The organism is Candidatus Hakubella thermalkaliphila (assembly GCF_013281975.1).
Lineage (GTDB): Bacteria > Actinomycetota > Humimicrobiia > Hakubellales > Hakubellaceae > Hakubella > Hakubella thermalkaliphila.
The window spans coordinates 1-19,978 of sequence record NZ_BLRZ01000001.1; the positions used below are offsets into that span (position 1 = coordinate 1).

The window sequence follows — 19,978 nt, forward strand, 5'->3', positions numbered from 1 at the left end:
GGAGCAAGTGTTCGGCGAAAAGAAGAAACGAGGTGCAGTATGAAGCCTGATCCTTATGGATGCAGTTGCTGATGCAGCCTCCAGGATAGTCATTGGTAACGGGCTTGATGAATCAGTTCAAATGGGGCCGGTGCGTGATAAAGAGAAGAAAGAGAGAATCATAGGATATATAGAAAGCGGTATCCAGCAAGGGGCAAAACTCAGACTTGATGGCAGAAGAGATATAAAAATTGCTGGCAACTATCCTGAAACGTGCTTCCTCGGTCCGACTATCTTTGAGAATGTTACCCCCGATATGAAAATAGGCACTGAGGAAATCTTTGGCCCAGTAATGAGTGTTATGCGGGCGAAAAATCTGGATGAAGCCATAGAAATGTGTAATGCCAGTCCATTTGGTAATGGCAATGCTATCTTTACCTCAAGTGGTAAGAATGCCAGGGAATTTCAATACAGGATTACCAGCGGTAATGTTGGCATAAATATTGGCATAGTAGCGCCTATGGCATTCTTCCCGTTCAGTGGCATGAAGGATTCGTTCCTCGGAATATTACACACACAAGGTCAAGAGGCTGTTCGTTTCTTTACTGAAAGCAAAGTCGTGATCCAAAGATGGTTATAGATGAAAATAAATACGGCTTCGGCAGCTATCAGTTTTGCTAAAAAGCTTGAAGAAGACTCGGCAAAGTTCTACGAAGATTTGTCTCGGAAATACATAAAGGATGTAGATGTTTTGCTCTCTTTTGCCAAGGAGAATAGAAAGAATATAGTACAGGTTGAAAGAGCGTACTACGAAGTTATCACTGATGCAATTGAGGCTTGTTTTGCCTTTAATATAAATCCGGATGATTATGCGTTTAAAACTGAACTGGCGGAGGGGGCAAGTTATTCTGATGTTTTGGAGAAGGCTGTAGAGATGGAAGAAAAAAGATTTCTATGAATAGATAGATTGGGAGCAATCCGCAAATAATAGGTCGTTGGTATACCGGAAAAGGAGTGATCATTTATAAAAGCAAATGAGGTCTATGAGAAGCACTTGAATTACTTGGTTCCCTGTGTGGCTAGCTATTACGAAGAGCCAATCGTAATGGACCGTGGGGAAGGACAATATTTATATGATATTGAAGGAAGAAAATATCTAGATTTTTTTGGAGGAATACTGACCATCAGTGTAGGTCATTGCAACGAAGAGGTAACCAAAAAAATAGCCGCGCAATCACACAAGTTAGGGCATACCTCAACACTTTATCCCAATATACCCATGGTCTCCTTGGCCGAGAGAGTGGCAAGGATGACTCCAGGAAAGTTACAAAAGAGTTTTTTCACCAATAGTGGTTCTGAGGCGGTCGAAGTTGCTGTCATTCTGGCGAGACTGTATACAGGACAAGGAGATATTATTGCGCTGAGGCATTGCTACAGCGGGGGCACCCTTTTGGCAATGAATATTACTGCTCATTCAAACTGGAGATTGATGGATACAGCGATACCCGGCATAAAACATGCCCATAATGCCTACTGTTATAGATGTGCTTTTGGTAGAGAGTACCCCAGTTGTAATTTAGAATGCGCCAAGGACATGGAAGAATTGATTAAGACTACCACTTGTGGGGCAATTGCAGGATTTATCGCCGAGCCTATTCAGGGTATTGGGGGGTTCATAACCCCGCCTAAGGAGTATTTTCAGGAGGTTGTGCCCATAATAAGGAAATACGGTGGCTTGTTTATATGTGACGAAATCCAAACCGGCTGGGGGCGGACGGGAACTAAAATGTTTGGCATTGAGCATTGGGGTGTGGAGTCCGACATAATGATTTTTGCTAAGGGTACAGCGAATGGTTTCCCTATCGGGATTACAACTGCGTCCTCAGAAGTAGCAAATAGCCTTAGCGGCTCCCATATTTCAACCTTTGGGGGGAACCCAGTGGCTTGTGTTGCTGCCCTGGCTACTCTAGACATAATAGAGCGGGACCATCTAGCCCAGAATGCTCAAGTAGTCGGAAGCTACCTAAGGGATAAATTAGAGAACTTAAAAGAAAAATATGCCATAGTAGGGGACGTACGAGGCATGGGTTTGATGCAAGCCTTAGAAATAGTGAGGGAAAATAAAGAGCCAGCTCCAGATCTAGTCCTACAGATCTTTGAAGAAACAAAGAAAAGAGGCCTTCTCATTGGTAAAGGTGGTCTGTATGGTAATGTAATCCGTATTGCGCCTCCTTTGACAATAGGTAAGGCAGATGTAGATGAAGCTGCAAAGATACTCGATCAATCTCTCTCTCAAATTACTTAGCAAAAATTATGGGGGGGAAAATGAAAAAGCTCTTATTACGCGTTAATTTATCTGACAGATCATTCAGGGAAGAAGAAATATCACCAGAAATTTTAGAAAAGTATATTGGGGGGAAAGGACTCGCTGCCTATTACTCTTACAAAGAGCTTAAACCTGGCATAGATCCGCTAAGCCCTGAGAATAAACTTATGTTTTTCATCGGGCCACTTACAGGAATTTTCAACGTATATTCTAGGCATGTTATTGCCTCAAAGTCTCCACTCACAAGTACTTTCTCAGACAGCTATGCCGGGGGCTGGTTTGGGGCTGAGCTTGCAAAAACCAGATTCACCGGCATCATCGTTGAGGGTAAAGCCGATAGCCTGGTTTACCTGAAAATAGACGGAGACAAGATTTCAATAGAAGATGCCAAAGATTTGGCAGGCAAGACCACCTATGAGGTTGACGCCCTCTTTAAAGACTTTCGCGTAGCCACCATCGGGCCTGGGGGGGAAAGATTGATCAGATTTGCATGCGTGATAAACGATCCTGCCAAAAGACAAAGGGCTGGAGTCGCCGGCCGAGGAGGACTTGGAGCTGTAATGGGCTCAAAGAACCTCAAGGCAATAGTTGTTAAGAGAAAATTTACTCCGGAGGAGCTTGTTGCGGAGAAATTTAGAGATGCAGCCGCACAACTTCGCAGAACCTTTATAGAATACCTGAAAAGTGAAGTGATCCCAGGAGTAGGTCTAGGTGGAAACCTTCCAGTCATGCAGCTAGCTGCAGAGGCAAAGGTTCTTCCTGTTAGAAATTTTAGGGAAGGATATATCGAAGGATACGAGAAAGTCTCTGAGGATGCGTTTCGAGAGGTGACAATTGGCAAAAGCACGTGCTATCTATGCCCCGTTGCCTGTGGTGTTCACATCAAAGTAAAAACAGGATCCTTTGCGGGCCTGGATTTAGATAGAATCGAGTATGAAACCGTAGCATTAAACGGCCCCAATTGTATGCAGCTAGACATAGGAACCATAGCAAAGGTTGCTCGGCTCTGTAACGAGTATGGAATGGATACCATTTCGGTTGGTAATATAACCGCATTTGTTATGGAATGCTCCGAAAAAGGCCTGATCGACTATAGGCTGAACTATGGCGACTCGGCAGGTCAAGTTAAACTCGTAGAAATGATCGGACAAAGAAAGGACATAGGAGACACTCTAGCTGAGGGGTTGATGAGAACAGCTGAGAAACTTGGGCTTCAAGGCCATGCTGTACAGATCAAGGGGTTAGAGATTCCCGGCTACGACGTCCGGGGTCCCGTTGGTATGGCTTTGGCTTACACCACGGCGGATCGCGGGGGGAGATCACTTAAGAGCATGGACGATAGTTGCAGAACTTGACGATCCATTTACCATAACCGGGAAGGCAAAGTTAACTAAAGAGTTGCAGGATAGAAATAGTGCTTTATGGTCTTTGATAGGGTGCGATAACATACCCGGAAACACGACCGGTGATCCCGCTAAGTTCGTGGATCTATCGATAAAAGCTTTAAACACGCTCGGCTGGAAGATCGATGAAGAGAAGTTCTTGGAAGCGGGAGAGCGCATTTATAATCTCACCAGGCTCTTTAATGTGAGGGAAGGCTTTTCCAGAAAGGATGACCAACTGCCTTTGCGCTTTAGGAAACCAAGAGAAGACACTGGGTGGAAAATTACGCCAGCGGATTTCGATAAGATGTTAGATGAATACTATGCGATTAGAGGATGGGATCATGATGGAAAACCGACGAAAGAGACCTTAGAAAGGTTAAAAATAGAGAGATGAGGTTATTACAATAAAACAAATGGTGAAGATTAAATTATACGGTAGAGCTAAGGAACTTGTCGGAAAAGAGGAACTAAATCTAAAGATAGAGGGGCAAATAACCTTAGAAGAGCTTACAAAAAGAATAGCGAAAGATTGGGGAAAAATCTCTTCTAGGGAAGCGCAAACGATCCTTATCAATGGAAGAAATTGCATATTTATGGAAGGGTTGCAAACTCAAATCAAGGACAGTGATCTAGTAGAAATATTACCTATTATAAGCGGAGGTTGATGTACATTAAAAGTCTAATAACAAAATAGAGGAAGGGGGAACTGAAATGGCTGTGATGGAACGTTTCTAAAAATTTTAGGTTCTTCTCCATTTTTAGTGGGTAAACTTAAGTAAAACCTTGTTTGATCTTAAGCATAAAGTAAGTAAGATCATGGAAACCATAACATCTCCGTTTAATGACTTTGATTTTGTTGTTAACTCCTATGAAACGCCTTGGTTTAGGTAATTTTTACCCAATGCCCCTGCCGCAAGAAGACTGCCGGCACTCGCTGGTACATCTTATGTTTAGCCTGTGCTGTTAACCACCGGTTACAAAGGGGGAAATGGTTACCTTATCCCCATCTGTTACCCAGACATCTTTGGCACATTTCACACCGTTTATGGCAACAAATACTGAGGAATGGCGTTCAAAAGCTCCAAAATCGACTTCAAAACTCTATCCTTGTTCGATTTTTGGCTCGATTATCTGTTTTTTGTCGAGTATAATTGGTGGACATTTTAGGACATAACCAAATAAGAATAATTACTTCTGTAAGCGGTGGATAGATCAAAGGTCAAGTCCAATTTTGGGTCTGTTTCGTCATAGAAGGCATTACTATATATGTGGAATATTTCCTCTTGAAGATACCAAAGACCTTTTCCTTACGCTCTTTAATAATTTTTATTCCCTTATAATCTTTATAAAAAAGTTTCGTAAAGAGACGGTCTTCCTCTCCCCTCCCTCTCCTTAAGTCCTGGCAAGCCCTGCTCATTAAATCGGTGTATCCATTTGCGAGCATTGACCGCATCAAGTTTAATTTCTCTGGCTACCTCAGGCAATTTGCGACCTCGGCTAATATCCAAAATGAGAATGGCTCTCTTCCAAAGCCCCACCGGTATGCTTCGAGACCTTCCCCATCGTTCCAGCTCCTTTCTCTCTTGGGCGCTTGGCCAGCGGAGATGAACAGACTTTGGCATGTTTCCCTCCCCTCAAACTGTATCTCTGCAGGAAGGATTATACCATCTTTCATCCATTATACAATATAGTATTTATGAGAAAGGGCACTAGCACCCGATCTATTTGAGAGCTAAGATTTGCTCTAAGGATTTTCTGCTTTAGCACAGCTGTTTCTATATCCTTTTTCTAGAGTTTATGGAATTCCTCGCCTACCTCCTTTATTGTTGACTCAAGTATCTCAAGGCCAGAATCCATCATCTCTTTAGGGATAGTAAGTGGCGGGAATATCCTAACCCCTACACCCCCGGAAACCATTAGAACTCCCTTCCTAAACATCTTTTCCGCGAAGTACTTACTATCTACAGGCTCCTTTGTTTTTCGATCCTTAACAAGCTCGATGCAGATTGCCAGTCCTTTTCCTCTTACATCCCCTATAATTTCGTACCTTTCCTGCATCTCTTTTAGTCTCTTTATTGTATAGTCTCCAAGCTGGGTTGCTTTTACCATCAGTCTTTCTTCTAAAAGTATGTCAAGAAAAGCTAACGCCGTAGCGCATGAAACAGGATTTCCTCCGGTTGTTACGCAATGTGACCCAGGCGGCAAATCCATTACGTCTTTTCTGGGCGCTGCAACTGACAGTGGAAGTCCACCGGCAATTGCCTTACCAAGAGTTACCATATCTGGAACTACATTCCAATGTTCTATAGCTAAGAACTTTCCAGTACGCCCACAGCCAACTTGAACCTCATCAGCCATCATCAAAATCCCATACTTATCGGCCAGCCTCTTTAACTTAGGGAAAAACTCAGGAGGAGGAACTATATACCCGGCCTCTCCAGCAATGGGCTCAAAAAAGAAGCCAGCAACCTCTTCTGGTGGTACAAACTTTTGCAAAACCCATTCATCTATAAAATCAACGCACCATAGGTTGCAATCCGGGTATTCAAGCTTGTATGGGCATCTATAACAGTATGGGTAAGGAACTAGGGTTACGCCGGGCATCAAAGGGTGAAAATGGCGTCTCTGTGCAGGAGATGTGGATGAAAAAGCCATTGTTCCAAAGGTTCTTCCATGAAATGAGTCAATGAAGCCAATGAACAATTGCCTTTTTGTAAAGTGCCTGGCTATCTTAAAGGCTGCTTCATTGGCTTCGGTGCCACTGTTGGCAAAGAAATATTTGCATTGCATTGGCAATATCTTATTTAATCTCTCGGCTAATTCAACAGGTTCCGTAAATCGGAAATCGGTATAAGAATAGTGCATGAAGCTCTTAGCTTTATTTGTCATGGCCTCAACTATCTTTGGATTGCATTGCCCGACATTCAAAACTCCCAAACCAGAGTTCCAATCGATATACTCATTTCCATCAACATCGCGTATAATGGCTCCTTCTCCACCAGCTACCACAAGGGGATAGTAAAAGGGTCTATTGTAAGGAGCCATCGTTTCTTCATCACGTTCTATCCATTTTATGGCTTCTGGCCCCGGTGGCGGTGTTACGATATTTGGTATTTTCTTCGTCATCTTTCCCTCCTTTAAATATCTGCAAGACCTACTTTTCTATTTTTGGGAAATGATTATTTCCTTAGAAACTGTTTCGCGAAACTTCACAGGGGCACCCATATCCGCCATTTTCTTCAAGAATTTTATTGGGTCAAGACATTCAGGGCCAATTACACCCTTTTCCGCTTCTCCTTCCACACACATCTTCGCTCCCACGATCGCCGGCAAACCGACCCAGATATTTATTGTCCCGAACTTTTTATATATCTCCAGCCTCTCCTCCTCAGTGATAAAATGGGTGTAAGGATAAGATATTGTGTATTCGATACCTTCTTCTGATTTCACTCCCGTCACCCTAATTACCATAATTTTGACAGAATCTACAGGAATCTTAGGACATTACCATTTTCACCTCGGATCCCTCTATTCAGCCACTTGCGCCCAAAACAAAAATAACAAAACCTAGGCAAACAAGATAGAGCCACCAGGCACGATCTTATTTGTGCAAGAAGCATAAGTACCCGGATTTACCCTGTTGCAGGACAAAACTTACCTGGACTGAAGGTTTCGCAAATAGAGAGCCAGCTGTAGGGAGAAGCGATAAGCAGAGGAATCCAATGTATGACCCAGCAATTTTTCAATCTGGTGAAGTCGATAGCGAAGGGTGTTGCGGTGCACAAACAGTTTCTGAGCTGTCAGCTTCACATTCCCGTCGCTTTCTAAAAAAAGCTGCAGGGTAGAGAGAAGATCACCGCGGCGCTGTTTATCGGCTGCTTCCAATGGGCCTAGCAGGGAAGCCACATAGTTACGGGCTTCTTCTCCATCGGCTATGCTCAGAAGAATAGAATAAGGCTGTAACTGGGAAAGGGGGGGTCACCTGATCCCCTTCTTTGATCCTCCGGATGATTTCGATAGCCAGAGAAGCCTCCTTCAGGTAGCGGGAGGCTTCCAAAAGGTTTTTGAAACAACTGCTCATGCCCACCGTGGCCGTAATAGGAACCAGGGAAGCTTCCATTTTCTGCCGAAGAGCTTCTGCCAAGGTAAGGGGAGTTTCCTCATTTTCATCAGTACAGGGAACCAATAGAACAAAGTTATCTCCCCGGTACCATAAAGGCACCGGATAGCGGTGCTCGGGGAAGACGGTCTGAACCAGCTCGGCTATTCTGCTCTGCAGTCGGGCCATCTCAATTTCTTCCGAATGAGGAGAACTCTGCAGAAAAGCTTTCACATTTCCTAGATCTACCTGGAGGATAAAGTAGAAGATACCGGTGGGAATACCCAAAGAACGTACCCTTTGAGCCACAGTGACCGGCTCTGCCAAATCTCCCTCCAACAGTTGGGAAAGAAAATTGGAGGCCATATCTCTCTGCAGCTGTTGCTCTAGAAGGCAACGAGAAACAGATCGGGTCAGGGCCATGAGATCTGTGTCCAGAGATACGGAAAAAAGAGGAAGAGAATGCCTGTCTGCTGCTTCCTTCATCTGAGGCGAGATGGTGTAAAGATAGTATCCTTTTTTGATCACCAGGGCAGAGACACCCCGTCCGGCCAGTTCCCTTACCAGCTCTGCCTGCTGCCAGGGATCGTCCCTTACATCAAAGGCCGTGGTGAAAACTATTTCCTGGCCATGGAACAAACTTAGATCGTCAAATATCTCTACCACATGGAGCCAACTCACCAAATTGTCCAACCCTGAGGACCCAGCTACAAGTTCGGCTGGTTGGAGAACCCCTTTTTGGTAGAGATATCCTACAGTGCACACCATCTATCATCCTACCTTGATCAGCTACTTTCCAGAGTCCAGACTTTGTAACACCTACCCTTGTTTGTTGGGCACTTGGCAGGTTCGAAGCACAAGTTAGGAGGTAAAACTTTCCCATTACGAGTTTGTGGGGACTTTTGAGACCAATCTACATTACCTCATCCAAAATCTCTTTCAGATCCTCAGCTTCCATCTTCCGCGGGTTGTACTTAAGGGAATTGGAGGATAGGGCGTAGGAGATAATCTCAGGGTAATTCAAGGCCCTACGGTCAAACCCCCTGAAATCCTCGGGAATCTCTACCTCTTTCAGGACGGCCTTAACTTTCTGGATGGCCAACTGAGCTGCCTCCCAAGGAGAGCTGCCTACTATATCCACCCCCAAAAGGCCAGCTATTTGAGCGTACTTTTCCTGAGCACACTCCAGATTGTGCTCCATTACACTGGGCAGCAAAATACCACAGACGAGACCGTGGGGAAGATCCAACTGCACACCAATGGGGTGAGCCAGGGCATGAATCGCTCCCAGACCCGCATTGCTAAGGGCCATACCGGCCAGCACACTTCCTACTAACATATCCTTCCGGGCTTTTAGATTCTGACCGTTTTTGTAAACTCTGGCCAGGTTGGCTCCTAAAAGCTGAATGGCCCGGGCTGCCAGGGCATCAGTGATAGGTTGAGCCCGACTGGAGGAGTAGGCCTCAATAGCCTGGACCAGAGCATCGGCGCCAGTCGCTGCCGTGACCGCCGGTGGGATGCTCAGAGTCAGAGTAGGATCGACAATGACGCACCTGGCATACCAAAGGGGACTTCTGATACTCTGTTTGAGGCTGGTCTTTTGGTTAGTCAGAACGGAGTTGTTGGTCACCTCAGCTCCTGTTCCGGCCGTAGTAGGGATGGCCATAAAAGCGATGCCCGGACCTTCTATCTTTCTACCATCATGGTACTCCTCCACTTCACCCTCCAGATAGAAAAGCCCGGCTACAGCTTTGGCCACATCTATAGCACTTCCCCCGCCCAGACCTATGACCACCTCTACCTTCTCTTCTCTGGCCAGGGTGAGACCCTCTCTGACCAAATCCAGATCTGGCTCACCCTTGACCTGATCGAAAAGGATCACCTCAAGATCTTTCGATTCAAGGAGACTCTGACACTTTTGCAGGGTACCCGACTCTCGCATGGCCCTTTGTCCACAGACCAGCATGACCCTGGAGCCATATTTTCTGGCCTCATCGCCAACACGATCGAGGCTATGGTTGCCCATAATAATCTTTGGGGGCAGAAAGTATTCCGTAAGCAATCCAGACACCTCTTCCCTTTCTCCAGATTTTGTCCCCAGTGTTACAGTAAGGACGGATAGGATTACTTCTAATTATAAACTAAATGTCGCTGGTTGTTTTCCTGGAGAAAGAGGCGTAGAAATATTGCGAGATCTACTTACAGAAACTAGTGAGATAGTTCTAACTGTGGAAGGATTTTTCCAGAAGTGCCTGCCTTGACTAATTTTGGCGGCACTGCAAAAACCAGATTAGTATGTTTTGGGCCAATTTGCCGTCCCATTTAGATTCGCAGAATGGGAACAGATACTGAAATTTGAACCTTTTTGCGAAAACACCCGTTTTTCTATGTCTTCAAGAGACTCGCGCGCCGAATCCAAGAGGTTAGGCTTGGACATGCCTTCCTCAAGGACTTCGTCTCAGATGGGCAACACCACATACTATCTGGCTGGGGAGGCAGGATTCGAACCTGCAGTCTTCAGATCCAAAGTCTGACGTGCTACCCTTACACCACTCCCCAGCAGTTAGACAAAGGGTGGAGGTGAGGCATCTTTTAAAATGATACAATCTTTAGCGGAAAGAATCAAATTTTGGGGAAGCTAAATTAGCGATGAATTGATGAAAAAATGTGGTTTTTGCAGTTTCACCAGTAATTCTTTGCCAGAACTCTAGCAGGAGACCTGAGGCATCTCTTTTCTCTCCCGCATGGAAAGTACGTTCCTCACCAGGATAAGGTCTTCCTTTTTGTCCACGTCCATGCCTATCTCCACCTCCCTGGTGATGACAGCCTTACCTCTGCCCCTGATCGATTTGGACACCCTTTTCTCCGCTTCCTCTATGGTAAGAATACCCACCACTAACTTCAGGGCGCAGCTGAGCCCGAGGATCCTGGCCATACCCCAGGGACTTTTCCTCTGATCATAAAGTCTCTCAAAAACCTTCAGGTTATTGAGGATGATCTCTGGCCTTACCAGGGCTAAGTTGCCGCCGGTAAAAGATCCTTCTTTCAGCCTGACAAAGGTCCTCTTAGTTTGCGGGTACTCTTTGAGCAGCTCCTCCTTCCTCGTAATGGGGTAGTACAAATCCGCCTCGCCTCCTGCCAGACATTGGCTGATAAAGGAATCGACTACCCCACTGTCAAGAAGAGGAAGATCAGAGGAGGTTAGGAGGATATAGTCCGAGTCCAAGAGATACCGGACTGCCATCTCGATATTCTCCACCAGGGGCCGATCGGTGAAGAAGATCTTATCCACCTTGTCTTCCAGCCTACTGCAGTCCGTACCTACAGGAACCGTCAAAGCAATTTGTCCCACCAGCTCAGACGCTCTAACAGCTTCGACCACATACTCCACCATAGGCTTGCCGTTGAGAGGAAATCGGGCTTTATCGTTGGCTCCAAAATCGTGAACTTTTCTAATCTCGCTCTTGCCGGCCGGGATCACGGCATCGATCTTTTTTTGAGCTTTGACCATAGTCAGGTCCCTGTATGGTGACTACGTGAACTCTCTTTCACTTCATGACCTCCATCTCCAGACCCCTGTCTACAGTACTGGTGATGAAGACATCTCTCACGTGGGAAGCCAGAGCGCCGTATACTTCCTGGGCCTTTTTCAAGGAAGAGCAGACACAAAAGACGGTCGACCCACTTCCCGACATTACGGCTGCTGCGGCGCCTTTCTTCAAAGCTAAAGATTTTATCTCCCTGATGGCAGGATATTGGGTCGCGGTTACTCCTTCCAGAACGTTCTCCATCTCCTGATATACCCTACCATTAAAGCTTTGGTACATACCCTCTATGAAAGTGTGGATATCGGTGGTACTGGGATGTCCTATCTGGTCAAAACGGTCATAAACCTCTTTGGTGGATACTTCCCCTGGAATGGTAGCCAGAACAATCCAGGTTTTCGGAAGAGGATCTAACTGGGTAACTACTTCCCCTTTGCCCCGAACCAGAGCGGTCCCTCCCCGCAGGCAAAAGGCCACATCACAACCTACATCCTCTGCGATCTCCTTCATTTCTTCATAAGAGAGGTTCAGGTCAAATAGTCTGCTAAGGGAGACGATGGTAGCTGCTGCATCAGTGCTCCCCCCTGCCAGACCAGCACTTATGGGAATATTCTTCATAATATGGATGGATACTCCGCCATCCCACTTCTGGGGATACCTTTTTCGAAAAGACTCGGCGACCTTGACTACCAGGTTCTTCTCGCACGTGGGAAGGCCACCGTTATCGGAGGATACAAAAATGCCCTCCTCGGTTTTCTCGAAGAGGAGCTGATCGTGTAGACTCACACTCTGCATGATGGATTCTATGTCGTGGTATCCGTCCAGCCTTTTCCTCAGGACGTTCAGAAAGAGATTTATCTTAGCATAAGCCTTAGTAATTATCCTCATGGGGTATATTGTATAGCCAATGGAGAGGAGGTGCAATAGATTAGAAAATACAAGAAAGCACAGTCAAAAGGACTGTGCCTGTTAACTGTGCTTTTTTTGCAAACAACGCTTTCCAATCAGGTGAACTACCTGGCCCTTACGGGCGAAGCTTCCTGGTTCAGCGACACACAGCGTGTCTCCCCAGGCGTTACTTCCCGCAGTTCCTGCGGTAGCTTTTAGGAGTATATTATATCATGCAACCAACAGAAAAAACAGGGGAAAACCGCCTCTCATCCCCTCCCTTACGGAAGAGGACTTCTCGGCGGGGAATTAGTTAAGCTTAGAAAGCCAGGGCAGAGCATTTTCTCCTGTTGAAAAGTAGGAGAGCTGAACCGTCTTGGTCAAAATATCCACGTAGCTGTAGCACACTCGACTTGACCTATTGGCCGCCTCGTTCAGCCTCATAACAAAAAGGTTTGGATAAACTTCCTCGATAGTCCCCTCTTTTTCTACGATAACCTTTCTTCCTTTGTTAGCCCTCATTTTAACTCTCTGCCCTACCATTTTGCTCAGATCCCCCTTGATCCGATCTATCACATCAACATGAGGGCCATTAACGACCGGCATTAACTCTTGCCTCCTCCTGACTTAAGGTATATTTGTGATATTATATACTAAGTAGAGGGAGAAGTCAAGTGGCAGTCTCTTCCATGTGGCCCACGGGGGCATGGGGTGCCGAACAGCGGTTTGGGCAAGAGAAAACTATATTTACCTTTGCACACATGCCAGTTGCTCGTATCACCTGCCGCGGTAGCAGTCAGGACAAGGTAAAACTATCACTTAATCAGGACTTTTATTGTTGAACCGGGTGCTCGATTGGTGCAAAAGAGGCCAAAGAGCCTGGCCCAACTGCACAAACTTCTCCAGGGAAAGCTCCTCAGCTCTGGCTGAAATATCAATGCCGGCCGAGTTCAGAGCCTGGACAACGTCTTCCTTGGAGAGCCGTAAAGCAGATCCGGAATAAAGACAATTAACTAACTTCTTCCTTCTCTGCCCGAACCCCAGCTCGATAATCCGGAAAAGGAAATCTCGGACGGGATAAACCTTCTGCCAGTAAGTATCCCTTCCAATCTTAACCATCGTTGAATCCACCCCGGGAGGAGGAAGAAAAACAGTTCGGGGTACCTGAAAAAGCGGAAAGACCTGAGCGAAATATCTCAGTTTAAGGGTATAGGAGCCATAAGCAGCAGAACCAGGGCTGGCTGCCATCCTTTCGGCCACTTCTTTTTGAACCATCACCGTCATTTCAGCAATGTTAGAACACTCCTCCATTATTCTGAGAGCCGCCGTAGAGGCAATATTGTAGGGCAAGTTAGAGACCACTTTGGTCAGGGTGTGTTCCTGGGCAAGGGAGGCCAGGTCCAGAGACAGGAGATCAGCATTGATGACGAGGAGGTTTTGGGTGCTGGCAAAGATCTCTTTCAGAATCTGACATAATTTTCTATCATACTCGACAGCCACTACCCGCCTGGCCCGCCTGACCAGCTCCTGGGTCAGAGCTCCCAGACCGGGGCCAATCTCCAAAATGCAGTCATCCTCCCGGATCTGGGCCACCTCAATAATCTTATCCAAAATGTTAGGATCGACCAGGAGGTTCTGTCCTAATCTCTTGCGCAGGGTAACGCGGTATTGCTTAAGTAACTCCTTGGTCACGCTGGGATTGACAATTCTCATGCCGTAAAACCAAACAACTGGAAAGCATTCTCAGTAGTCTGCCGCATTACCTCATCTTCGCTTATACCTTTGGCCTCGGCTACAGCTCTGGCGATAAGAGGAATGTACTTGGGGTAGTTCTCCTGGCCCCGAAAGGGATGAGGTGCCAGGAAGGGACAGTCCGTCTCCAACATGAGAATGTCCAGGGGTATTTTCTTCACCATGCCTCTCAGGCGCTGAGCATTCTTGAAGGTGATATTGCCAGTGATGGAAATGTGTAGCCCCTGCTCCAGGCAGAAATCGATCATGGCCTCATCGGCCGAGAAGCAATGAAGAACTCCTCGTTTCACTTCCTCTGACTTGAGAATTCCTTTTATATCCTTATGGGCATCCCGGTCGTGCACCACAAGAGGAAGCTCCAGCTCTCTGGCCAGTTCAATCTGCCAGATAAAAGCCTGCCTCTGTTCTTCAGGGGTGGAGAGATTGCGGAAGTAATCAAGACCTGTTTCACCCACGGCCACAACTTTGGGAGATTTACAGAGCTTCCTCATTTCTTCAACGGCCTTGCGGGTGAGAAATCGGGCATCGTGAGGATGAACTCCCATGGTAGCAAAGACATTAGGGAAACTTTGAGCCATCTCCACTGCCTGGTGGCTGGCCTCCAGGTGAGCACCGATATTGAGAATGATCCTGACTCTCTCCCTTTCGGCCTCCTGGACAGCCTCCTGGGGTGTCTTTTCCTTGATCATATCCAGGTGAGCATGGGTATCGATATAATAGTCTCGGCTCTCCAGATCCGAAATGTCCTCAGATAGCACTATTCCGCCTCTTCCTCGATGCGCGGAAAGAGAGGCGACCTCTTGCCCACAGAGAGGCCGGACTCCAAAAGACTCCATCTGCCCTCTTTTGGCAACGTACTCCGGCCTATCTCTCTCCTTATTCCCAACTGATCCCAGATCTTTTGAGCTGATGCAGGCATGACCGGGAAGATCAATTGGGCTATCAGCCTCAGGCTTTCCGCTACGTTATAGAGAATGGTGTCCATTCTTTCTTTCTTATCGGAAAATTTGGCTAAGGACCACGGTGCCGTAGTGTCCAGGTACTTGTTGACCGCGTTTATAAAAAACCAGACATCGTCCAGAGCTTCTCGGAAGTTCAATAGCTCCATTTTTTCATCCACAGAGCGCCTGGTATCGGACCATCTCATCTTGAACTCTTCATCAATGTCCTCAAAGAGTGTAGGTGGAGGGATGAGGCCGTCACAATACCTCTCTATCATGGCCACCGTTCTGCTAAGAAGATTGCCGATATCGTTGGAAAGATCAGAGTTATATCTCTTTTTCATCATCTCGTGAGAGAAAGAACCGTCTAATCCGAAGGATATCTCTCGCAGCAAGAAGTAGCGCAGGGCATCCACTCCATATCTCTCTGAGAGCTCATCAGGATCCAGGATGTTCCCTTTGGATTTGGACATCTTCTCCTCTTCACTCAAGAGCCAGCCATGGACGGCAATGTGTTGGGGCAGCTCCAACCCCACGGACATGAGCATGGCTGGCCAGATAACCGCGTGAAATTTCAGAATATCCTTGCCGATGTGGTGATAGTTAGCCGGCCAGATGGTGACAAACCGGTCCTGATCAGAAAAGGCCCCTGGTGCGGAGATATAGTTTATGAGGGCATCCACCCACACATAGGAGACGTGTTCCCGATCGAAAGGTATCTCCACCCCCCAGTCTATAGCCGTACGGGAGATACTAATATCGTTGAGCCCCTGTTTAATCAAACTGATCACTTCATTGCGGCGAATTTCTGGAAGGACGAAGTCCGGATGCTCTTCGATGTAAGCCAACAGAGGCTTCTGAAACTTGGACAGACGGAAAAAGTAGTTGCTCTCTCTGACCTTCTCCACCGGACGTCCGCAGTCGGGACAGTTTCCTTCCACTAACTGAGACTCAAGGAGAAGAGTTTCACAGGGCACACAGTACCATCCTTCATAGTTCCCCAGATATATGTCCCCCTTTTCCCTGGCCCGGGTAAACCATTCCTGGACCACCTTTTCGTGTCTGGACTCGGTAGTGCGAATGAAGTCATCGTAGCTGATCTGAAAAAGATCCCACAGGCGGCGAACTTCGGCAGACATCCTGTCTACGAACTCTTGGGGTGTCATGGAGCTCTGTATGGCGCTCTTATATATCTTCTGCCCGTGCTCATCTGTCCCGGTAAGGAAAAAAACGTCCTCTCCCCTTATCCTGTGGTACCGGACATGAAAATCAGCCAATATGGCTTCATAAAGGTTACCCAGATGAAGTTTGGCGTTAACGTAAGGTATAGCAGTAGTCACATAGAATACTTTCTGAGTCATTTTTCTCCTAAACCTTCTCCACTGAAGGCCGACGACCACTAGCGGTCAGGCGGCGAAACGGGACCGAAATCACCCTCCTCGCCTATCCTCGACTACCAGGTCGTAAACCCAGTTCTTAGAAACATTATACCTCATGGCTACCTGTTCGATAGCTTTCCGGGTTGACATCCCCCTGTCTTCTATCTCCTTAACTTTATCCACAATTTCTTGATCTTGGAGAGTGGGAATGTTCCCTTCTTTTCTACCCTCGACAATTACCACAAATTCTCCCCGCGGCTCTCTCTCCCGGAAAACTTCTACCATCTCGCTCACCTGGCCTCGCAGAACCTCCTCATGAACTTTGGTCAATTCCCGGACAATAGCGATCCGACGGTTGCCCAGAACCTCCAGAAGATCCTCCAGTAACTTTTTTATCCTGTGAGGAGCCTCAAAGAGAACGAGAGTTCCGGCCTCATCTACTAGCTCTCCTAAAAATTTCTTTCTTCTGGCAACTGTGCGGGGAGCAAATCCCACAAAAAGGAATCTGTCTGTGGGGAGACCGGAGATGACCAGGGCTGAAAGGAGAGCTGAGGGGCCGGGCAGAACCTCGATGTCCACGGAGTTTTCGATGCAGCCCTGAATCAAATCATGACCCGGATCAGATATCCCGGGAAGCCCGGCATCAGAGACCAGGGCTATTTTCTTGCCGGATAAAATCTCATCAACAATTTGGATCTTCTTTTCCGGTTGGCTAAATTTGTGGAAGCTGATGAGTTTGGCCTTAATCTCATAATGACTTAAAAGTTTTCGGGTCCGCCTGGTATCCTCGGCCGCGATGAGATCAACTTCTTTTAGAGTTCTCAAAACCCTGAGGGTGACATCTTCCAGATTTCCAATAGGCGTTGCGCACACATAGAGTTTGCCAGACTGCTGACGGGACATCTAGGATCAGACACCCCAATCTCTGGAGTAGCGAAATTCCCGATCAATGGTGCGTCCGGAAAGCTTAGCAATAAGGGGAGGCCGCCGTTTGTAGTGGGAACGCTGGACCATTTGGTAGACCCGGTTGACAAACTCCTTTTGGAAGCCCACCTCCACCAGAGACTCCCGATCATACCTCTTGTCCACCATGAGGTAGAGAAGCTTATCCACATCCTCATAGGTAAACCCCAGCTCCTTTTCATCGGTCTGATCCATCCACAGGTCAGCAGTAGGAGCTTTGGCTACGATCTTCTCGGGCACACCAAAGGCCCTGGCCACCTGGCGGATCTGAGTTTTGTAGAGATCTCCCAGAGGATTTATGGCCGAGGCCATATCTCCGTAAACGGTCCCATAGCCCAAAAGGAGCTCCGTTTTGTTGCTGGTACCCAGAACCAGAGCCCCCAGAGCCGCTGAATGATCGTAAAGGATACTCATTCTCTCCCGAGCCATTTTATTGCCCCGGCGGCGTTCATCAGTCTCAGGAAGCATGGCGAAGTAGACATCAACCATAGGGGTAATATCAATAACCTTGCTATCAATACCTAACAGCTCCACCACCATCCTGGCATCGTCGGTACTTTCCTTACGGCTGGTCTTGTAGGGCATGATAAGAGCAACAACATTTTCTTTGGAGAGAGCTTCCACCGCGACGAAGGTGGACAGCGAGGAGTCTACACCTCCCGAGAGTCCCACTACCACCCGGTCAAAGCCCACCCGGTGGGTCTCCGACCGCACAAAATCAGTCAGTATCTGTTTCACCAGATCAGTATTCACAGTAAGATCTACTTCTACCTTAAGATCTAACATCCTTTAGCTCCCCCATACCTGGCAGTATTAGATTATACCAATTATATCAGTTGTGGAAGGGGAAATATGTGTGGAGAGTTTGACTTTGAGTGTCGGTAGCCGAAACACACCCTCGCTCCATCGAAGGTCACACTTTTATCTATATACGTATTTATTTAAAGACATATATATGTTATAGTTGCACCCGGGTTAGGCCACATATCGCAACATCTTTGCTCTGAAATCGCAAAGGGAGCTTATATGCTTATGCGTAAACCAATCCTTTCAGAGAAACAGATTATAGACACTATCAGGAAATCGTCCTGGCCAGATGCTCCATATGAACGCAAGGAGTATAATAAGCACAGAGGCGATTGGGTGAGACAAACAGGAATAGTGCTCAGCCCCCAACAATTTATGGAACTTCAGAGCTACCTCCTCGACACACCCAAGAAAGTGATATACTTTTATGTACACAAGAATAGAGAGAACATCGGTATTTATGCTGACAGCGTTCAAGCACTTGGCAAGATTTTTCGCAATATTGGATTGATCTACGAAATTGAGCATGGTGTAAGAACAGGTTTCTGGCGGATCAAAAGAGGACGTCGGTATTTCGAAGAACATCTCAATGTAGTTATCATCAAGGAGTGAGTACCAATGGGAATTGCGCAAGATCTACTCGAAGATTGGGAACAAGATGTACACCGCATAGAAGAACATGAGATAAACACGCTTGCTCCGGAAATGGATAATGTCCTGGATGGCCGAGACCTACTTGAAGAAGTAAAGTCTCAGCTCTCACCCCGGGAGCTGGAAAAGTTGGACAGGCTCGATGCCATTCTGAGGAAGAACATAGATTACGTTTGGCAGAATTTGAACAACCCTGTGATGAAACGCCGTAGACTCCTGCTTCCTCATAATCATTGGTGGTGGTATTACGATACCATATCTGAGAAGGCTATCTCCTGTTAATTGCTACAACCTTTTAGTGCAATTTAGCCCATCTATTAAAGTTGTGGACTAAAACAGAAGAGGGTTAGTATTTCCCCTCAAACCTCTCCTCATAAATCCTGATAAGTTCTCTCAGGGTGAGGTCGATGTTTTCATCTCTGCTGATGGGGGTAATCAGGCGGGATCTTCTGATCTCTCTTGTGTCCACCTCGGCAGCCAGACAGGCTTCCTGGAAATAGGGGGCTTTAATCAAAAGCTGTCCGTTGGGAAGGACGATCTCTGAACCTCCCCAAAAGCTGACTCCTTCTTCCTGTCCGGCACGATTGGTATAGAAGACGTAACATCCATAGAGTTCAGCATTCATTCTGTTTAGGGTCTCCCATGCTTCACCGCTGGATATGGCATGCCTGCCCACACCTCTGGCTGGACTGCTGGAGAGAAACAATAGATAGTCAGCACTGTCCATCACCGCCACATAGACCGCCGAGGGATGCCAGGCATCCTCGCAAATGAGCATGGCAAATCGGCCGAACCGGGTATCAAAAGCTCTGATGCGATCCCCTTGGGCAAAATACCTGGCCTCATCAAACATACCGTAGGTGGGGAGATAAACCTTGCGGTGGACATGTTTGATAAGACCATCCTGCAGATAGACAGCCGAATTGTAGAAGAGGAAGTCCCTGGTCTCCTCTACAAAACCAAAGGCTATACTGATTCTCTTGCTCAATTCAACAAACTCCCCCATGACCTGGCTTTCCAGGCTCAGGGAGACCTCCGGGACCAGGTCACGAACAAAATAGCCAGTCAGGGAAAGTTCAGGGAAAAGGAGGAGATCGGCAGACTCATTGATAGCCCGGTCTATACACTCTCTATGAATCTTCACATTTTTGGTCATATCGCCCAACGTGGGGGCGACTTGAGCCAGCATGACTCTCATTTTCACTTACCTCTTGGCGTTATGTAACATGGTTGGGTAAAGATTAAGAGAAAATACCTGCTGAA

The 19,978-nt window shown here is 46.9% G+C and carries 23 protein-coding genes, 1 tRNA gene and 1 pseudogene; 8 read left to right on the forward strand and 17 right to left on the reverse strand.

Going from position 1 to position 19,978, the window contains the following annotated elements; translation table 11 throughout:
* The first annotated feature begins 55 nt into the window (after positions 1–55).
* From HW443_RS00005 to HW443_RS00030, 6 genes are all read left to right on the forward strand, one after another.
* Complete coding sequence (locus tag HW443_RS00005) at positions 56–619, forward strand: aldehyde dehydrogenase family protein (protein ID WP_176236060.1); 564 nt, start codon at positions 56–58, stop codon at positions 617–619.
* The gene (locus HW443_RS00010) at positions 620–937 is read left to right on the forward strand and encodes a hypothetical protein (RefSeq protein ID WP_176236059.1); all 318 of its coding nucleotides are present in this window, start codon (positions 620–622) and stop codon (positions 935–937) included.
* Positions 938–1,033: 96 nt separating this feature from the next.
* Entirely contained in the window at positions 1,034–2,284 is a 1,251-nt protein-coding gene (locus HW443_RS00015) for an aspartate aminotransferase family protein (protein WP_258188926.1), read from the forward strand.
* Between the two features lie 20 nt (positions 2,285–2,304).
* Positions 2,305–3,660: an aldehyde ferredoxin oxidoreductase family protein gene (locus HW443_RS00020; protein ID WP_176237811.1), complete on the forward strand. Its 1,356-nt coding sequence runs from the start codon at positions 2,305–2,307 to the stop codon at positions 3,658–3,660.
* Positions 3,581–4,084, forward strand: a complete 504-nt coding sequence (locus HW443_RS00025) for an aldehyde ferredoxin oxidoreductase C-terminal domain-containing protein (RefSeq protein WP_176237812.1) — start codon at positions 3,581–3,583, stop codon at positions 4,082–4,084. The genes HW443_RS00020 and HW443_RS00025 overlap by 80 nt, the downstream gene beginning before the upstream one ends.
* A gap of 19 nt (positions 4,085–4,103) precedes the next feature.
* Positions 4,104–4,355: a MoaD/ThiS family protein gene (locus HW443_RS00030; protein ID WP_176226652.1), complete on the forward strand. Its 252-nt coding sequence runs from the start codon at positions 4,104–4,106 to the stop codon at positions 4,353–4,355.
* Between the two features lie 106 nt (positions 4,356–4,461).
* Here the strand turns inward: HW443_RS00030 and HW443_RS00035 are convergent.
* The 16 genes and pseudogenes from HW443_RS00035 to HW443_RS00110 all read right to left on the reverse strand — a co-directional run.
* Positions 4,462–4,557 (reverse strand): annotated as a pseudogene (locus tag HW443_RS00035) (transposase); the annotation flags it as partial.
* A gap of 476 nt (positions 4,558–5,033) precedes the next feature.
* Entirely contained in the window at positions 5,034–5,312 is a 279-nt protein-coding gene (locus HW443_RS00040; RefSeq protein WP_176235187.1) for a helix-turn-helix domain-containing protein, read from the reverse strand.
* 166 nt (positions 5,313–5,478) lie between these two features.
* Positions 5,479–6,816 (reverse strand): acetyl ornithine aminotransferase family protein, encoded by a 1,338-nt coding sequence (locus tag HW443_RS00045; RefSeq protein ID WP_176235188.1) that lies wholly within the window; start codon positions 6,814–6,816, stop codon positions 5,479–5,481.
* A gap of 36 nt (positions 6,817–6,852) precedes the next feature.
* Positions 6,853–7,140, reverse strand: a complete 288-nt coding sequence (locus HW443_RS00050) for a hypothetical protein (RefSeq protein ID WP_176233023.1) — start codon at positions 7,138–7,140, stop codon at positions 6,853–6,855.
* 204 nt (positions 7,141–7,344) lie between these two features.
* Positions 7,345–7,596: a PucR family transcriptional regulator gene (locus HW443_RS00055; protein ID WP_176235189.1), complete on the reverse strand. Its 252-nt coding sequence runs from the start codon at positions 7,594–7,596 to the stop codon at positions 7,345–7,347.
* 4 nt (positions 7,597–7,600) lie between these two features.
* Entirely contained in the window at positions 7,601–8,557 is a 957-nt protein-coding gene (locus HW443_RS00060) for a PucR family transcriptional regulator (RefSeq protein WP_176235190.1), read from the reverse strand.
* Between the two features lie 145 nt (positions 8,558–8,702).
* Positions 8,703–9,860 (reverse strand): iron-containing alcohol dehydrogenase family protein, encoded by a 1,158-nt coding sequence (locus HW443_RS00065; protein ID WP_176235191.1) that lies wholly within the window; start codon positions 9,858–9,860, stop codon positions 8,703–8,705.
* Between the two features lie 413 nt (positions 9,861–10,273).
* Positions 10,274–10,348: transfer RNA gene (locus tag HW443_RS00070), tRNA-Gln, on the reverse strand.
* A gap of 148 nt (positions 10,349–10,496) precedes the next feature.
* Positions 10,497–11,300, reverse strand: a complete 804-nt coding sequence (locus tag HW443_RS00075; protein WP_176235192.1) for a nucleotidyltransferase family protein — start codon at positions 11,298–11,300, stop codon at positions 10,497–10,499.
* A gap of 37 nt (positions 11,301–11,337) precedes the next feature.
* Entirely contained in the window at positions 11,338–12,222 is an 885-nt protein-coding gene (gene ispE / locus HW443_RS00080; RefSeq protein ID WP_176235193.1) for a 4-(cytidine 5'-diphospho)-2-C-methyl-D-erythritol kinase, read from the reverse strand.
* A gap of 309 nt (positions 12,223–12,531) precedes the next feature.
* Positions 12,532–12,828 carry a Veg family protein gene (locus tag HW443_RS00085; protein ID WP_176226143.1) on the reverse strand — a complete coding sequence of 99 codons (297 nt, stop codon included), beginning with the start codon at positions 12,826–12,828 and terminating at the stop codon, positions 12,532–12,534.
* 213 nt (positions 12,829–13,041) lie between these two features.
* Complete coding sequence (rsmA, locus tag HW443_RS00090; protein WP_176235194.1) at positions 13,042–13,935, reverse strand: 16S rRNA (adenine(1518)-N(6)/adenine(1519)-N(6))-dimethyltransferase RsmA; 894 nt, start codon at positions 13,933–13,935, stop codon at positions 13,042–13,044.
* Positions 13,932–14,732, reverse strand: a complete 801-nt coding sequence (locus HW443_RS00095) for a TatD family hydrolase (protein ID WP_176235195.1) — start codon at positions 14,730–14,732, stop codon at positions 13,932–13,934. The genes rsmA and HW443_RS00095 overlap by 4 nt, the downstream gene beginning before the upstream one ends.
* Positions 14,732–16,276 carry a methionine--tRNA ligase gene (gene metG / locus HW443_RS00100; protein ID WP_176235196.1) on the reverse strand — a complete coding sequence of 515 codons (1,545 nt, stop codon included), beginning with the start codon at positions 16,274–16,276 and terminating at the stop codon, positions 14,732–14,734. The genes HW443_RS00095 and metG overlap by 1 nt, the downstream gene beginning before the upstream one ends.
* Before the next feature lie 69 nt (positions 16,277–16,345).
* On the reverse strand, positions 16,346–17,197 hold the full coding sequence (gene rsmI / locus HW443_RS00105; protein WP_176235197.1) for a 16S rRNA (cytidine(1402)-2'-O)-methyltransferase: 852 nt from the start codon (positions 17,195–17,197) through the stop codon (positions 16,346–16,348).
* Between the two features lie 6 nt (positions 17,198–17,203).
* Positions 17,204–18,043, reverse strand: a complete 840-nt coding sequence (locus HW443_RS00110; RefSeq protein ID WP_176235198.1) for an NAD+ synthase — start codon at positions 18,041–18,043, stop codon at positions 17,204–17,206.
* 246 nt (positions 18,044–18,289) lie between these two features.
* Here HW443_RS00110 and HW443_RS00115 point away from each other — a divergent pair, with 246 nt between their 5' ends.
* On the forward strand, positions 18,290–18,676 hold the full coding sequence (locus tag HW443_RS00115) for a hypothetical protein (protein WP_176235199.1): 387 nt from the start codon (positions 18,290–18,292) through the stop codon (positions 18,674–18,676).
* A 6-nt stretch (positions 18,677–18,682) separates the two neighbouring features.
* Entirely contained in the window at positions 18,683–18,997 is a 315-nt protein-coding gene (locus tag HW443_RS00120; protein WP_176235200.1) for a hypothetical protein, read from the forward strand.
* A 64-nt stretch (positions 18,998–19,061) separates the two neighbouring features.
* Here the strand turns inward: HW443_RS00120 and HW443_RS00125 are convergent, their stop codons facing one another.
* The gene (locus tag HW443_RS00125) at positions 19,062–19,913 is read right to left on the reverse strand and encodes a nitrilase-related carbon-nitrogen hydrolase (protein ID WP_308748293.1); all 852 of its coding nucleotides are present in this window, start codon (positions 19,911–19,913) and stop codon (positions 19,062–19,064) included.
* Positions 19,914–19,978 lie beyond the last annotated feature (65 nt).

Excerpts from the sequence above, each read along its gene's own strand:
- HW443_RS00005 (WP_176236060.1), top strand. The coding sequence starts at position 56 with ATGGATGCAGTTGCTGATGCAGCCTCCAGGATAGTCATTGGTAACGGG.
- HW443_RS00010 (WP_176236059.1), top strand. The coding sequence starts at position 620 with ATGAAAATAAATACGGCTTCGGCAGCTATCAGTTTTGCTAAAAAGCTT.
- HW443_RS00020 (WP_176237811.1), top strand. The coding sequence starts at position 2,305 with ATGAAAAAGCTCTTATTACGCGTTAATTTATCTGACAGATCATTCAGG.
- HW443_RS00030 (WP_176226652.1), top strand. The coding sequence starts at position 4,104 with ATGGTGAAGATTAAATTATACGGTAGAGCTAAGGAACTTGTCGGAAAA.
- HW443_RS00040 (WP_176235187.1), bottom strand. The coding sequence starts at position 5,312 with ATGCCAAAGTCTGTTCATCTCCGCTGGCCAAGCGCCCAAGAGAGAAAG.
- HW443_RS00045 (WP_176235188.1), bottom strand. The coding sequence starts at position 6,816 with ATGACGAAGAAAATACCAAATATCGTAACACCGCCACCGGGGCCAGAA.
- HW443_RS00060 (WP_176235190.1), bottom strand. The coding sequence starts at position 8,557 with ATGGTGTGCACTGTAGGATATCTCTACCAAAAAGGGGTTCTCCAACCA.
- HW443_RS00075 (WP_176235192.1), bottom strand. The coding sequence starts at position 11,300 with ATGGTCAAAGCTCAAAAAAAGATCGATGCCGTGATCCCGGCCGGCAAG.
- ispE (WP_176235193.1), bottom strand. The coding sequence starts at position 12,222 with ATGAGGATAATTACTAAGGCTTATGCTAAGATAAATCTCTTTCTGAAC.
- HW443_RS00085 (WP_176226143.1), bottom strand. The coding sequence starts at position 12,828 with ATGCCGGTCGTTAATGGCCCTCATGTTGATGTGATAGATCGGATCAAG.
- rsmA (WP_176235194.1), bottom strand. The coding sequence starts at position 13,935 with ATGAGAATTGTCAATCCCAGCGTGACCAAGGAGTTACTTAAGCAATAC.
- metG (WP_176235196.1), bottom strand. The coding sequence starts at position 16,276 with ATGACTCAGAAAGTATTCTATGTGACTACTGCTATACCTTACGTTAAC.
- rsmI (WP_176235197.1), bottom strand. The coding sequence starts at position 17,197 with ATGTCCCGTCAGCAGTCTGGCAAACTCTATGTGTGCGCAACGCCTATT.
- HW443_RS00110 (WP_176235198.1), bottom strand. The coding sequence starts at position 18,043 with ATGTTAGATCTTAAGGTAGAAGTAGATCTTACTGTGAATACTGATCTG.
- HW443_RS00115 (WP_176235199.1), top strand. The coding sequence starts at position 18,290 with ATGCGTAAACCAATCCTTTCAGAGAAACAGATTATAGACACTATCAGG.
- HW443_RS00120 (WP_176235200.1), top strand. The coding sequence starts at position 18,683 with ATGGGAATTGCGCAAGATCTACTCGAAGATTGGGAACAAGATGTACAC.
- HW443_RS00125 (WP_308748293.1), bottom strand. The coding sequence starts at position 19,913 with ATGAGAGTCATGCTGGCTCAAGTCGCCCCCACGTTGGGCGATATGACC.